The sequence below is a fragment of the Methanomassiliicoccales archaeon genome (genome assembly GCA_036504055.1).
Taxonomy (GTDB): Archaea; Thermoplasmatota; Thermoplasmata; order Methanomassiliicoccales; family UBA472; genus DASXVU01.
Genome location: DASXVU010000020.1, coordinates 23,102 through 36,215 on the forward strand (window position 1 = coordinate 23,102; position 13,114 = coordinate 36,215).

The window sequence follows — 13,114 nt, forward strand, 5'->3', positions numbered from 1 at the left end:
AACAAGGAAGCAGCTCGAGACCCCTCGCCATCATTTCTTCTTGGATAGATACGCTCCTATCTGTTCTCCCTCTTTCTCAAGTGTCTTGATGTCATATTGCTGGGCATGGAGCATTGCGCTCCATCTCGCGGTCAGGCTCGCCAGAAACGCTGTCTCAGCAATCTCATCGTCAGTGGCCCCGGCCATGCGTGCCATCGCGGTGTGGAGGAACGCGCAGTAGGGACACTTTATGTTCCCCGCGACCGACAGACCCATCAGCTCTCTGTATTTTGCCGGGATCTCACTATCCTCAAGGGAGTACTTCTTCCAAAGGGGCCAATCATGGATGAGAACCTCTTCGGGCAACGCCCTCATGAAACCTGGCACGATGCCGATCGTCGATTCGATCTCTCTCAATGTCTCCTCGTAGTCGTTCAATTCTCATGCCTCTAAGGTAGCCTCGGAGCTCGGGGTACTTTAAACATGGTCTGGGCATCCGGAACAGGCCCCTGATCAGCTGCTATTTCCATAACCTCCAGAACGTTTTTTTTTCAGACGGTAGGCATTCAGTCGGGCTCTTGGAGTGTTTGAAAGCGGCATAAGAAAATATTAAATTGCCAGGAGAGGCAATAGAGAACATGCAAGGTAATCTAAAATGTCTGACGAAGATGAAATGAACGAAAGTGAGACTGACCTGAGCAATGACGAATGGTTCAAGGCGAACTACATCGACCTCATGCAGGAACATGCCAGGGATTGGATCGCTGTCATGGACCAGAAGATAATCGCTGTCGCTTCCACCCAATCAGAGGTGGAGATCCTAGCCAACCAATTGGCGGGTGGCAATGAGTATTCGGTCTACTTCGTCGCCCCAACAGCTATGGTCACGGATGCAGGATATTCCAAAAAACAAGAGTGACTGGAACCTTTCTTCTTTCCTTACCTTTTTCGATGATTCCAGACGCAACCGTTTCAACCAGGCCTAGGTCATTCTCGCTGATCGTGACCGTCGCCGTCGGATTCACTCTTGTGAATCTATCAAGAATTAAGTTCAAAGAAAAAGCATCTCCATCGCCAGGCACTGAATCGTCCTGGCAGACGGAAGGGAATGGATTTTGAGACGTCTCCTACTTCTTGATCGGGAATAACGGGAGGACATTCCTTCCGATCGATTCCAGCAGCACATGGGAAGCGGCCATATAGACTGCCCCGGCACCGGCCAGTATGCCCATGTATCCGGCCAGGACCTTGATGTCGGCATTTCCGAAGGCATCTGACGCCGATAGCAGGAAGAGCACAATACCGAGCATGGCGAAGGTGAACTGCATCAGCCGGTTCGTGCGGAGCGTTCCGATCGTGAGATAGACGACGTAAACTCCCCACAAGAAGAAGAGCCAAGCCATTGCCTGGGTATCCTCAACCTTGGCAAGTCCGATCCTGGGGGCCAATATCGTCATTATGACCACTACCCAGAAAAACCCGAAACTGCAGAACACGGTCATTCCGAAAGTGTTGCCTTGCTTATACTCCATGATACCGGCGATGATCTGGGCCGCTCCGCCGAAGAACAGCCCCATCGTAAGGATCGCAGCTCCCACGGCAAAATAGCCAGCATTGCTCAGGCTCAGCAGTATCGTCGTCAATCCGAATCCCATCAGCCCGAGTGGGGCTGGATTAGCAGTGGTGTCATTGCTCAAGACCGCTTCAACTCGCTTTTGCCCAGGGTATGCGACCATTACATTTGAATGCTCCCACGGGTAGGATAATCGTCAACCGCTTCTCAGCCAAATGAAATAGCTTTCAAATGCGCAGATTATGCTAACATTTGTTAATTCTTTTTCGAAAAACATGGCACAAATTGGTCTCTTTATCCCAAACGTGAAGAATATGAGGTTGTTCAATTATCATTACCTGGAAACTTTCATTCAGAACTAGAAATTATGAGTTAAGGGTTGTATCGGTCTGCGGTAAAGGCATTGCTCTGGAAGGCCATGATCTGTCTTGATCTTTGTTCCATAAGTCTAACCTTTTGTGTACGAGTTTTAGAAAGTATATTGAATCCCTCTGTTCACTGAGTCCTTAACAGGGGTTAGAAAAATGGCTCCAACAAGTTCAAGGATCCTCGGCCTAGGGATCGACACGGGCGGAACATTCACCGATGCAGCCATCGTTGACATGAGTTCCATGAAGGTTTTGGCCACTTCGAAATCTCCCACCACATATTCGGACCTATCGATCGGTATGCTGGGAGCGGTCGATGGTGTTCTGTCGTCTGGCGCATTCTCAGTTGACGAGATCAAACTGGTGGGCCTTTCCACCACCCTTGCGACCAATTCCATCCTGACCGGCAAAGGAGGATCGGTCGGTGTCATATGCATCGGATGGGTACCGAACCCGGAGTGCGACCTGGGTGCCAAGATAGTGCACTCGGTCGGAGGAGGGCATGCGGTGAATGGAAGGGAACGCGCTCCGTTGAATATGTTCCAGATGGAACATGCCCTCAACTCTATGATAGGCAAGGTCGATGCCATCGTTGTCTCCAGCATCTTCAGCGTCCATAACCCGGAACACGAAGAGATCGCCCGCCGGATGATACTGGAGAGGACGGACCGATTGGTGGTCGCGGGGCATGACCTTACCTCAGAGCTGGGAGTAACGGAAAGGACCATCACCGCCGTGCTGAATGCGAAGCTTATCCCCATCATCGGCGAGTTCCTGACCGGTGTGGAGGAATCCCTCCGCAAGAGGAAAATCAATGGCCAGATCATGGTGTTCAAGGGTGACGGATCGATGATGAGCATGGCGGTGGCCAGGGAGAGGCCGGTCGAGACCGTGCTTTCCGGCCCGGCTGCCAGTCTCATGGGCGGTCGCTTGCTGTCGGGATTGGACAACTGTATCGTACTGGACATAGGCGGCACCTCCACGGATATCGCCTATCTCGACAAAGGGTTCCCCAGGATCACGAAAGAAGGAGCGACGGTGGGTAACTGGAGAACCAGGGTAAGGGCCATCGATATCTGGACCAGCGGGTTGGGTGGCGATTCGGATGTGCAAATGGACAGCCATGGAAGTATCGAGATCGGCCCGGACAGGGTGACACCTTTGGCGGTCGCTTCTAAACGTAATCCGTATGTGCTGGAAAAGATCAAGACCACCAGAATGACCACCTTCTATACCTGGTATGAAAGGGACCCGACCGGTCTGACCTGGGATGATGCACTGGTGTATGATTACATAAAGACATTTGGACTATGCACTCTGTATGAACTTCATGACGCCTTGGAGGATCGCACCTATGTTCCTGAGAACATCAAGTCGTTGAAGGCCAAGGGGTTCATCTCCCAGACCGGCCTCACCCCGACCGACATCATGCACGCCAAGGGGGTGTACGTATCCGGCGATGTGGCGGCTTCGATGGAAGGCATCGACATCTTCGCGAACCGGTTGGGGGTTACGTCAGAACAGTTCATCGATACCTTCATGGAGGAGATGGTCACCCGCGTAGGCGCCGAGATAATCAAGAAACTTATCTATGACGAGGCCGGGGAACTCACCAACTCCCGGTCCCTTGACTATATGATACGCGCCAGCCTCGGTGCGGCCGGTTTCCGTACCATGAAGATACACGCCATGCTCGATCGCCCGATCGTCGGCATAGGTGCTCCGGCATATGTTTTCGTGCCGGAACTGGAGAAGCGTTTGGACGTCAAGGTGGTCATACCGCCCCATGCCGACGTAGGCAACGCGGTCGGTGCGGTGTGCAGTAAGGTATCAGAATCCATCACCCTGCAGGTATATCCAAGGGGCAGCCATTATTGGATATTCTCCTCATTGGCCGAACCAGAGAAATTCGAAAATCAGCAGGATGCCGTGGTGAGGGCTAAGGAGATGGCGTCCACCTATGTCAAAGGGAGAGCGACGATGGCCGGCGCAAGGGACGTGAAGGTATTGGTCGAAGCCTATCAGGGAAATGAATGCATCGATACCGTAATGCTCAAACACAGATCGAATTGGATCAAGGTGTGCGCCAGGGCCAGCGGGGACCCGGTCTGAAGATATGATTTCCTGGGTCGCATGGTTAATACCGTTATGCGCGTGCCATGCAAACACCCACCGGGATGGAGTCGACCTCCATCCCAAGACAGTCCTAAGCCTAGAATGGACCGACCTCTTGGTTTGACATAGAGACTTATGATCAAATTCTCAATCATTCTAACAAAAAATATCAATGAGACCATTATTACATTGGATGTAAGGATGATCGATGAGCTCGGAGACCGTACTACTGTTCGATATCACATTGATGCTGATAGTATCGGGTGTATGCTCCATCGTCCTCAAGAAGCTTAAACTTCCCACGATCATCGGCTATCTGATCGCTGGCTTTCTTCTCGGCCCGCATATATTCCCCGAAGTGGTCATACAGGAATCCACCGTAACGATCTTCGCTAGCATGGGTATCGTCTTGCTGATGTTCTATATCGGCCTGGAGCTCAACCTCCGAGGCCTGAAGAAGGTGGCATCCTATGCGATGATCATCGTCGCCATCGAGATGACGATGATGGTGGTGATCGGCTATGCACTGGGATTGGGGCTGGGAATGGAAAGCGCCCAGGCACTGTTCCTGGGAGTCACCATCTCTTGTGCCAGTACCGCTGTGGTTCTGGGGGTCATCAAGGACAACGAGCATATGAAGGGAAGGTTGTCCCGTGCGGTAACTGGCATACTGATAATGGAAGATATCGGACTGATCGTCATACTTGCCTTGGCGACCCCGATCATCGGGGGAACGACCTCCACCTCGATGGTTGAAACGATCGTCATCATCGTCTCTTTCATCGGCATCACGGTCGTCATGGGATTGGCATTGATCCCAAGGTTCATGGACTGGGTGAACAAGCACTATTCGGGGGAGACGCTCTTCCTGGTGGCGGTAGGGATAGGTTTCGGTCTGTCGCTAGTCTCCAGCGCGCTTGGCCTCTCGGTGGCCATCGGTGCCTTCCTGGCTGGCATACTCATCTCACAATCCACATGCTCAAAGGTGGTGGAGAGGAAGGTGGAGCCCATGAAGGAGATGTTCATGGCCATCTTCTTCATCTCCATTGGCCTTCAGCTCGATCCAGGGCTGATCTGGGCGGGTCTACCTCTGGCCATAACCATAGCCGTTATCTTTATCGTCGGGAAGATGACTAGTGTCATCATCGGATGCTATGCTGCGAACTTTAGGTCACGTTCCAGCTTCTATATCGCTGCCAGCATGGTCTCCATGGGTGAGTTCACGTTCGTCGTTGCCAAGGTGGCTCTGGACGGAAATCTGATAGGCATGGACATCTACTCCTCGGTGATCGCGGCGGCGGTGATCACCATGGTGATGCTCCCTTATATTTCCAGATCGTCCCCTGGCGTCTTCAGTTGGCTGATCAAAAAGGCACCGGCCAAGATGGTCAACACCATGTCTCGTATAGAGGGCTCCCGGCTCGAGGCCAGAGAGAGTATGGCCAAATCATCCAAGATAAGATCGACCGTGCATAAGCAGATCTACCTGATCTTCATCGACTTTGTGCTGATAATCGGCACTCTTCTGGCTATCAATCTTATCACCATCATCAAGGATTTTGTAACAGCCGCCTCTGGCAGTGATTCAATTGCCTCCGTCGTCCTGCTGGTCATGGCATTGATCGTGATAATCCCAGCAACGATCCATCTGGCCCAAAGGATCAGTGTTATCGCCATCAGCCTATCGATGCAATCGGCCCATGAACGGAATCACAGCCTTTCGGCAATGATGCGAACCTATCGCTTGTTCATGAACATCGGCACCGCCATATCCTTCATCCTGTTGATCGTCCTGATATACCCGCTGCTGCCGTCCATTAAGGGGTTGCCAATCTCTTCCTTCGAAGTTGTGATAGGAGTGATGATCGTGTCCTGGCTGGCATGGGACGTCATCGACAGACGGTATGACCGGGTAACAACGGCCCTCTCAAATTCGATAGAGACGGGGGGCAGAGAATCGGATGCCGAAAAGAGCTGAGGATGTATCTGGTACGATCGAGTTCCAGAACAGCCTATGCGAGAATAGATGAACGAGAGGGTCCCATTTGTCTCTTAGAGAGTGATTGGATGACAGTTAAAATCGAGGTGTTCACGTCAACCTGCGGCAAATGCAAGAAATTGGAGCAGGTCGTGCACGAGGCGGTCGACGAGATGAAGATCGATGCCGAGATAGTCAAACTCCAAGACGGTATCCAGGTAAGAGAGCGTGGGGTTACACGAGTGCCCGCGCTTTTCGTGAACGGAAAGCTGGTCCTGGAAGGGAGAGTGCCCCTCATCAGGGAGACCATGGACATCATCCGGGACGCCATGAACGACATCACCTATGCGTGACGGCCGCCTGTATGCAGTATTGACCAGGATCATCGCGCTGGCAATTCAAAGCCCATCTCATGCCAATAGACTGACGAACGTATGATGCCCACACCATACCGGGCGTGAGCGGCGTTTCCTAAGGGACATATATATTTACGGCGGTAGCATAGACAATGTTCGTATGGCACCGAAGACGCCAAAGGTAGAGGCCAAACCGGCCAAGGCAGAGGCTAAGAAAGTGACGAAGAGCAAGAAAGCCATCGCACCAGAAAAGAAGGCGGACGTCAAGAAGCCCGTCGCGACGGTCAAGACCGTGAAGGACGTGGTGGCAAAATCCAAGACGGCGCTCAAGGCCAAGGTCAAGAAACAATCCTCTGCGAAGGCGAACAAAGCCATTGAAAAGATCAAAGCAAAGAAGCTGTCAGATGCCAATTATCGAAAAGGCGTTGAAGATTTGGAGGCAAAGAGACTAGCGACCGCCGCCAAGGAGACCCCGATCGCAAAAAAGCTGACCGCCAAGGAACGCAGGGCTGAGGCTGCCAGCGATCTTAAGAAGACCGAGCTAAAGTCCAAGACGAAATCCAGCAGCCATAAGGAGCATGAGAAACAGCCACAGCCGAGATGGAAATAAGACCATCTGGCCTGTTCAGACGCATGCCTCTTGGAGAGGTCGGCGTGATCCAGCCGCTTCTCCAGGTCAATTTTTATACGAGTTGCTATGAATCCATTCTGACAAATAATGGTGATCTTCCGGACACGTCTGATAGGTCCTGGAGCAAAAGGAGAAGGGCCTTCGATCGTTACCAACGCAGCTCAAAGCCGTTCATTAGGAGACCTTGAAGAGGTCCAGGTCAAAGGGACCATCAATGGAGTAAGCTTTGAAGGTTTGTTCATCTCAAACGGGGACGGAACACATTACCTTAACCCTGACCGAGGAACACTGTTAGAGGCGCATTTGAATGTCGGGGATGAATTCGTAATCTGGGTCGAACCATTGCCATCTCCTCCTTTGGAACTTCCGGACGATCTGAAGGAGGCGCTGATGCACGATCGATCCGCCAACGAGACATTCGAGTCGTTGCCTCCTCGGCGTAAACGGGAGCACGTCGAGTATATCGAAGACGCTAAGATGTCTAATACAAGGACAGCGAGGGTCCGTAGAACGATCGAAAGGCTCAAAGAGGGCAGTAGCTGAACGCCGTTACGGAAGAAAGAGTCGGTTCGTCATTCCATCTCGATCTTGCCAGTGACAACCAATTCAACATCCACCCCCATATTGCCAAGCCATTTCTTTGCCAGGTCTAAGATGTCTTGATGCTCTCCCTTATCGAAAACAGCCTGAGGAACCCGAAGTGTCATTTTCTTGAATATCCTCATCTCCTCCGCCTCTTCCACTGAAGCGCACGAGGGGGTTTTCTCCCGGTATATCGCCTCGATTTCACCATCTTCGGTCCTACATGTGAAAGACACCTCAAGACCTCCTTCCCCGTTCGACAAGTTGCTCGTATAGCTGCCAGACATCCTGCTGATGTTAAAATGCATCCTTTTCAGCTCGGCTATGAATTTTCTGATATCCTCGCTGTTGCCAGACAGCTCTAGCCGATTTCCTTCGTTATTCACAGACATGATGGAATCATTTGACCCTCGTTGTAATAAATTATCTCTTGAGAGGCTATGGTTGAAGCATTGTTTCGTTCGATCGGAGCCATCAATTGACCGATATCGTAGTGTGATTGGACAAAAATCTGAACTCCTTCTTTGCGAGAATCGTTGTTACTGTCCAAAAACGAGATATGTCTTTCACCCGATTTGTTCAGCAATAACAATTGTCCCGTTCAACGAGCTTTCGATTATCAGAGACAATTGACTCCTCAGCTCATAGCCTGAATGCGCTCTAAATAATGCAGGGTTTGTTGGATCGCACCAGAAAATATATGGACCGGTCACTCCAAGGTAGGTTGGGTTGACCAATGGATAACAATCTTCGCAAAGCAGCTTTCGCAGGCGGTTGTTTCTGGCATGTTGAGGCAGATTTTCGTCAGATCAGGGGCGTAGTGGATACCGCCGTGGGCTATGAGGGAGGTAACTTCCCTAATCCGAGGTACGAGGACACCCACGATGGCAAGACAGGCCACGCCGAGACCGTAGAGGTCACCTATGACCCGAACGTGGTCGCATACGAGCAGTTGCTGGATGCGTTCTGGGAGATGATAGATCCCACTCAACTCAACAGACAGGGCCCGGACAAAGGTAGCCAATATCGCTCGATAATATTCTATTTCGACGAAGACCAAAAGAACGCGGCCGAAGCATCGAAAGAAAAACTGGGAAAATCCGGGAAATATGATAAGCCCATAGTCACGGAAATTGTACCGGCAATGACATTCTGGAGAGGGGAGGAGTACCACCAAAGATATTTCGAAAAGCATGGCATGCGAACTTGCAAGATGTGAGGTCTCGTTTTTCCTGATAATGGGATATTTGCGGAAATTCCACTGCTCTATGCCATAGTGCCCTGGTTCCGCCGGAAGCTAAGGATCAGATAGATGACGGTGATGTTAAGCGCCAGAGCGATCAGGTTCCACAGCATGATGGGGATATCCGCCAGGATCATGCCGTAGAAGAACCAGAGGGTCATGCCCAGGCTCAGCAGGATGGGCATCGTCAAGGACACGTCGTTCATGTGCTTGGTACGGTAGCCTTTGACGATCTGAGGAACGAACCCGACCGTAGTAAGCATTCCTGCCATGAGGCCGAGCATTGTCCACGTTTCCATCGAACGAGCCAACACCGGTGGCGAATATCACGCTTTCGATACGCTTTTCATCATTTCGATTCGACAGGCATGAGTATCTTTGAATAGAGGATCATCACCCCGTCTATCATCTCCGGCTTCTTGGAGAATATCTCTAAGCAGGGGCCAGAGCCCCTGAGGCCCTGGTCATCGATCCATCTCTCCAATTCCTGATAGGCCATTCTATACTCGCTCCCGGGCCCCTTGAATGATAACGACGCGACCTTCTGGACGGGCATATGCCTTACCTTTATACCCCCCGCCTCCTTGCCCGGCCCCTTGAAGGTGATTCCAATCTCGCTTCGGCAATTCTCTGGTGGTACTCTCTCGGGATTGTCGAAGTATATTCCCATCGGGTGCAACCCGGACATCACCCTTTGCTCCTTTGCCCAGCCATATAGCCTTGGCATGAACTCGTCCCAGGGCACGCTATCGTATCGACCCGTGTACTCGATATATGCCAGATCCGTTTCCTTCCTTTCCTCGAGCTTCGGCTTTGTCATTTCATCCCCAAGAAAATACGTTGAACGGGAGTTAATTATCTTTCCGGGGCCGCAGTGAAAGTGCTGTTCGCTACAGCGGAGCGCGCTGCACTTCGCCTTGTTCATCCAATGGTCTCACGTTCCGGAAATTGATGAAGAAGGCCGAAATGGCCACGATGTACAATATGGCGGCGATGATGAAAGGCAGCTCGAACATGCCGGCAGCGAACATCAATCCCCCGATCACTGTGCTCACGCTGTTCGGGATCCTCCAAATGATCGAATTGATTGCACTGGCCAGCCCCCTTTCCTCCGGTGTGATGATGCCCATCAGATAGGAATCCAGGATCGGACCGGCCATGTTCATCAATGCGGCCCTGATGAAATAAACGACAGCAGCTGGCGCAGCTCCAGGCATGAAAGGTATCGCCAGCATGAATATCGTCGAGGTACCCTGAGTGAATGCGATGGCCTTCACCGGACCATACTTTTCCGCGATCCTCCCGCTGAACAACGATGCCAATCCGATCGATATGCTGCACACGGCCAGCAATGGTCCGGTCAGTGAGTCGGGAACGCCATACTTCAAGTATAGCCAGGTCGGCACGAGCGGAATGACCAGGCCGGCTCCTAGCCCGATAAGACTATTGAATATCGAGAACTTTAGCATCCGGCGCATGTACGGACCTTTGATCCGGGCCAGCTTCTTTTCCCCGGGTATCCGCTTCCGCAGGTTCTCTTTCATATCCTTCAGAAGACGATGGAGCATTATCGGCGATATCGCTGCCAGGGCTGCCAAGAACACGAAGAACGCTGAATGCAGAGAAAACGAGCTCCATCCAGTCACCGGAATGAGGAAGGGAATAAGGAACGGCAGGGTGAAGCCTAGGCTCGTGAACCCACCGTTGATGATGAAGGACATGGAGAAGGCCTTGGTGCGGTTGCCAACGGTGGTCAGGTCAGCTATCATGGCGTTCCAAGCTGAAAGGAACGCCCCTTCGGCCGCGCCCGCCGTGATCGCTCCGATCAAGAGGAATGTGAAATCGGTGGTGAACGCGTATATCAGAAGCGTCAGCGGGATCAACGAAAGGCTGACCACCAGGATCCTCTTCCTTCCTATCCGGTCCGCCAGTATGCCGAACGGTATGGCCGTGATGATCATACCAACGCCATTCACTCCCAGCAGCAGGCCGATATCCGAGGAACTGATGCCAATCTCGGGAAGGTATGCCGATATGACCATGGTCAGATAGCCGTTGGCCACTGCGGAGAAGCAGCTAAGATAGATGATCCACCTGACCTTATATGGCACTCCGAAGAACACGCCCCTCTTCATGGGTTTATTTTCGCTGGACAAACCGATTCACTACCAGATGATGATTTTGATTCCAATCGTATCCTATCGGAGGTAAAAGGGAGGTGATACTTCATCCTTAGGTTGGATCGATTCCCTCGCCGAGAGGATTATTGTGGAGCATTGCTACGTGACACTATCCTAATTATTATAATAATGCTAACATTATATGCATACGCGCTGACTCGGTCATGTTAAAATACCGGCGATTGCGCTTTGGTCTTAGAAGGGAAAAAATTATGGCGTTAAAGATCGAGGTTTTCACATCCACCTGCGCAAAATGCAAGATGCTGGACGTTGTGGTCAGAACTGCAGTGCAGGAAATGGAGATCGATGCCGACATAAAGAACGTTCATGATGCCATCCTCACCAAGGAAAGAGGGGTTTCCAGAGTCCCTGCCCTGTTCATCAATAACAAGCTGATCCTTGAAGGACGGGTACCGACAGTGACGGAAATGAAAGGCATAATCAAGGACGAGATGATGGACGCCACCTATGCTTGACCTTCCCATACCTGGACTCCCGGATTACAGAAGAACATCCCTACTTCTTTTCAAACTGAACTATTGGAACCGGCGTTGACCTGGATTTTTCCAGATCCGATTTGGACGGTTCATATTCGATTGGGGCACTCACCAATGGACCTTTGAACCGAACGTAGAGATAAGAAGGTCTCTCGAATCCTTATCGGTCGGGATCTGAAACCTCCTTGACCCGAGATCCGTTTCGATGGTCAATAGGTACGACTGGTTTCCTTCCGTATCTTCCTCAGAGGAAATCTTGACCGATTTTACATCGGTCAACTTCAGTCGTTCGTTGGCCGTGGATTCCGCCAGAATAGTTTCCGGGTCCATCATAAGGTACCTTATGGAATATGCGCCCATTGTCTTTCGGTGCCGTTCTGGATCGAGAATTGCTCCACCCATGAGCAGGGACCCGGATGCTCTTTGAATCCTTCCGGAATCCTCGTCCGTGACCTTGGCGAACAATAATCGCATTTTTGTGATGACCAGTGTGAAAAGTTTTCCCTCGTCCGGTCCATCCTTTGCCACGGCCAGGGGTATCACACCTTCGACCCTCTCATTTCCGGCATATCCAACGGTAGATTCATCGGCCTGGACCTTTGAACCGCAGTAGGGGCAGAACATCATATCCTTGGCCATTTCCCTTCCGCAGGAATGGCACGTGTTCGATGTCACGGAAAGGCAATTGCCCAGGGTCGGATAATTAATTGTCGGCCATAGTATGCAATTATTTGAATGGAGAAATGGAGGGGATACCCCCATTGTTCGTCTCTCTATAGTCTCCACGGATTTTGCAGGACCTGCTCGGAATAGTATTCCGACAGCTTCCCTGTGGTTCCATAACGGTAGAGGGCAGTGAGCAGGACGCCACTGACGGCCGTTGCCAGCACCGCCAAACATAGCCAGTATAGGACGGCGATTATTATCCCTGTGACAATGGCGAACACACCGCCGATTACAATACCGATGATCAGTGGAACGAAACCGACCAGTGCCAGGAGGAAGAATATAAGACCGATCCCAAGGTTCGATATGAGCGCCTCTCCCCATGAGCTCTTCAGCACGGAGGCGCTGCGCTTGATCGCTTTGATGGGGCCCACCTGCTCGAAGGCGATTATCGGCACCACGAAGTAAGTTGCCACCGACCAGGCGAAACCGATCATTCCGACGATGATCCTGCCGATCGTTCCAGACTTGGAGCTGATCATCTGCAGCACCAGGCCAACCGTGGCCGACAATAAGGCCCATTCCAGGATGTACTTCAGGCGTGAGGAGGCCATCTTTATCCCGTAGGAAAAGGTCGGATCCCCTCCGTTCAGGCGCATCATGGCGCAAGACACAAGTGCCACATTGAAGAACACGACGATGAAAGCGGAAACGAAATAAAAGGCGATGAAGAATGCGGCCAACAGATATGTGTCGAGATTCTCCAGCCCGAAGGCAATGAAATAAACGCCGAAGAACGATGCGGCCATCAATATGAGGGCTATGCCCGATATGACGGGAAAGAGCAATATCTCCTTGTCCTTACCGATCACGCTGAAGCTGAGTTTCGTGAGCTGCCAACCTCTTGAGAGCCTTCCCATTTTGATACCCTATTCGAGCGAAATGA

Annotated in this window: 16 protein-coding genes; 8 read left to right on the forward strand and 8 right to left on the reverse strand. The window is 51.6% G+C overall.

Going from position 1 to position 13,114, the window contains the following annotated elements:
- Window positions 1-30: 30 nt before the first annotated feature.
- A complete protein-coding gene (locus VGK23_04770) occupies window positions 31-417 on the reverse strand; it encodes a carboxymuconolactone decarboxylase family protein (GenBank protein HEY3419847.1) in 387 nt (128 codons plus the stop codon).
- Between the two features lie 217 nt (window positions 418-634).
- Between VGK23_04770 and VGK23_04775 the strand changes: the two genes are divergently transcribed.
- Window positions 635-898, forward strand: coding sequence for a DUF5678 domain-containing protein (locus VGK23_04775; GenBank protein ID HEY3419848.1), 264 nt, complete (start codon window positions 635-637; stop codon window positions 896-898).
- A gap of 208 nt (window positions 899-1,106) precedes the next feature.
- Here VGK23_04775 and VGK23_04780 read toward each other — a convergent pair whose 3' ends face one another.
- Complete coding sequence (locus VGK23_04780) at window positions 1,107-1,715, reverse strand: acetate uptake transporter (protein HEY3419849.1); 609 nt, start codon at window positions 1,713-1,715, stop codon at window positions 1,107-1,109.
- Between the two features lie 361 nt (window positions 1,716-2,076).
- On the opposite strand from VGK23_04780, the gene VGK23_04785 reads away from it, so the two are divergent.
- From VGK23_04785 to VGK23_04805, 5 genes are all read left to right on the forward strand, one after another.
- Window positions 2,077-4,032: a hydantoinase/oxoprolinase family protein gene (locus tag VGK23_04785; protein ID HEY3419850.1), complete on the forward strand. Its 1,956-nt coding sequence runs from the start codon at window positions 2,077-2,079 to the stop codon at window positions 4,030-4,032.
- Window positions 4,033-4,243: 211 nt separating this feature from the next.
- Entirely contained in the window at window positions 4,244-6,013 is a 1,770-nt protein-coding gene (locus VGK23_04790; GenBank protein HEY3419851.1) for a cation:proton antiporter, read from the forward strand.
- A gap of 89 nt (window positions 6,014-6,102) precedes the next feature.
- On the forward strand, window positions 6,103-6,366 hold the full coding sequence (locus tag VGK23_04795) for a thioredoxin family protein (GenBank protein ID HEY3419852.1): 264 nt from the start codon (window positions 6,103-6,105) through the stop codon (window positions 6,364-6,366).
- Between the two features lie 163 nt (window positions 6,367-6,529).
- A complete protein-coding gene (locus VGK23_04800) occupies window positions 6,530-6,979 on the forward strand; it encodes a hypothetical protein (GenBank protein ID HEY3419853.1) in 450 nt (149 codons plus the stop codon).
- A 108-nt stretch (window positions 6,980-7,087) separates the two neighbouring features.
- Window positions 7,088-7,543 (forward strand): YdeI/OmpD-associated family protein, encoded by a 456-nt coding sequence (locus VGK23_04805; protein HEY3419854.1) that lies wholly within the window; start codon window positions 7,088-7,090, stop codon window positions 7,541-7,543.
- Between the two features lie 29 nt (window positions 7,544-7,572).
- Here VGK23_04805 and VGK23_04810 read toward each other — a convergent pair whose 3' ends face one another.
- Entirely contained in the window at window positions 7,573-7,974 is a 402-nt protein-coding gene (locus VGK23_04810; GenBank protein ID HEY3419855.1) for a hypothetical protein, read from the reverse strand.
- 344 nt (window positions 7,975-8,318) lie between these two features.
- On the opposite strand from VGK23_04810, the gene msrA reads away from it, so the two are divergent.
- Complete coding sequence (gene msrA / locus VGK23_04815; GenBank protein ID HEY3419856.1) at window positions 8,319-8,801, forward strand: peptide-methionine (S)-S-oxide reductase MsrA; 483 nt, start codon at window positions 8,319-8,321, stop codon at window positions 8,799-8,801.
- A 47-nt stretch (window positions 8,802-8,848) separates the two neighbouring features.
- Here the strand turns inward: msrA and VGK23_04820 are convergent, their stop codons facing one another.
- From VGK23_04820 to VGK23_04830, 3 genes are read right to left on the reverse strand one after another with little or no spacing between them, the layout of a single operon-like run.
- Window positions 8,849-9,124, reverse strand: coding sequence for a SemiSWEET transporter (locus VGK23_04820; protein ID HEY3419857.1), 276 nt, complete (start codon window positions 9,122-9,124; stop codon window positions 8,849-8,851).
- Window positions 9,125-9,174: 50 nt separating this feature from the next.
- A complete protein-coding gene (locus VGK23_04825) occupies window positions 9,175-9,750 on the reverse strand; it encodes a GyrI-like domain-containing protein (GenBank protein HEY3419858.1) in 576 nt (191 codons plus the stop codon).
- Entirely contained in the window at window positions 9,716-10,960 is a 1,245-nt protein-coding gene (locus VGK23_04830; protein ID HEY3419859.1) for an MFS transporter, read from the reverse strand. The genes VGK23_04825 and VGK23_04830 overlap by 35 nt, the downstream gene beginning before the upstream one ends.
- A 257-nt stretch (window positions 10,961-11,217) precedes the next feature.
- Here VGK23_04830 and VGK23_04835 point away from each other — a divergent pair, with 257 nt between their 5' ends.
- Entirely contained in the window at window positions 11,218-11,481 is a 264-nt protein-coding gene (locus VGK23_04835) for a thioredoxin family protein (GenBank protein ID HEY3419860.1), read from the forward strand.
- A 129-nt stretch (window positions 11,482-11,610) separates the two neighbouring features.
- Here the strand turns inward: VGK23_04835 and VGK23_04840 are convergent, their stop codons facing one another.
- Together VGK23_04840 and VGK23_04845 are read right to left on the reverse strand one after the other, a co-directional pair.
- On the reverse strand, window positions 11,611-12,264 hold the full coding sequence (locus VGK23_04840; protein ID HEY3419861.1) for a zinc-ribbon domain-containing protein: 654 nt from the start codon (window positions 12,262-12,264) through the stop codon (window positions 11,611-11,613).
- 11 nt (window positions 12,265-12,275) lie between these two features.
- Window positions 12,276-13,088 (reverse strand): DUF6159 family protein, encoded by an 813-nt coding sequence (locus VGK23_04845; protein HEY3419862.1) that lies wholly within the window; start codon window positions 13,086-13,088, stop codon window positions 12,276-12,278.
- Window positions 13,089-13,114: the final 26 nt, after the last annotated feature.

What these genes read in the sequence shown, in the direction of transcription:
- VGK23_04785 (HEY3419850.1), top strand. Translation starts at nt 2,077, where the DNA reads ATGGCTCCAACAAGTTCAAGGATCCTCGGCCTAGGGATCGACACGGGC.
- VGK23_04840 (HEY3419861.1), bottom strand. Translation starts at nt 12,264, where the DNA reads ATGGGGGTATCCCCTCCATTTCTCCATTCAAATAATTGCATACTATGG.
- VGK23_04825 (HEY3419858.1), bottom strand. Translation starts at nt 9,750, where the DNA reads ATGAACAAGGCGAAGTGCAGCGCGCTCCGCTGTAGCGAACAGCACTTT.
- VGK23_04835 (HEY3419860.1), top strand. Translation starts at nt 11,218, where the DNA reads ATGGCGTTAAAGATCGAGGTTTTCACATCCACCTGCGCAAAATGCAAG.
- VGK23_04780 (HEY3419849.1), bottom strand. Translation starts at nt 1,715, where the DNA reads ATGGTCGCATACCCTGGGCAAAAGCGAGTTGAAGCGGTCTTGAGCAAT.
- VGK23_04790 (HEY3419851.1), top strand. Translation starts at nt 4,244, where the DNA reads ATGAGCTCGGAGACCGTACTACTGTTCGATATCACATTGATGCTGATA.
- VGK23_04845 (HEY3419862.1), bottom strand. Translation starts at nt 13,088, where the DNA reads ATGGGAAGGCTCTCAAGAGGTTGGCAGCTCACGAAACTCAGCTTCAGC.
- VGK23_04805 (HEY3419854.1), top strand. Translation starts at nt 7,088, where the DNA reads ATGGTGATCTTCCGGACACGTCTGATAGGTCCTGGAGCAAAAGGAGAA.
- VGK23_04810 (HEY3419855.1), bottom strand. Translation starts at nt 7,974, where the DNA reads ATGTCTGTGAATAACGAAGGAAATCGGCTAGAGCTGTCTGGCAACAGC.
- VGK23_04830 (HEY3419859.1), bottom strand. Translation starts at nt 10,960, where the DNA reads ATGAAGAGGGGCGTGTTCTTCGGAGTGCCATATAAGGTCAGGTGGATC.
- VGK23_04800 (HEY3419853.1), top strand. Translation starts at nt 6,530, where the DNA reads ATGGCACCGAAGACGCCAAAGGTAGAGGCCAAACCGGCCAAGGCAGAG.
- msrA (HEY3419856.1), top strand. Translation starts at nt 8,319, where the DNA reads ATGGATAACAATCTTCGCAAAGCAGCTTTCGCAGGCGGTTGTTTCTGG.
- VGK23_04820 (HEY3419857.1), bottom strand. Translation starts at nt 9,124, where the DNA reads ATGGAAACGTGGACAATGCTCGGCCTCATGGCAGGAATGCTTACTACG.
- VGK23_04795 (HEY3419852.1), top strand. Translation starts at nt 6,103, where the DNA reads ATGACAGTTAAAATCGAGGTGTTCACGTCAACCTGCGGCAAATGCAAG.
- VGK23_04775 (HEY3419848.1), top strand. Translation starts at nt 635, where the DNA reads ATGTCTGACGAAGATGAAATGAACGAAAGTGAGACTGACCTGAGCAAT.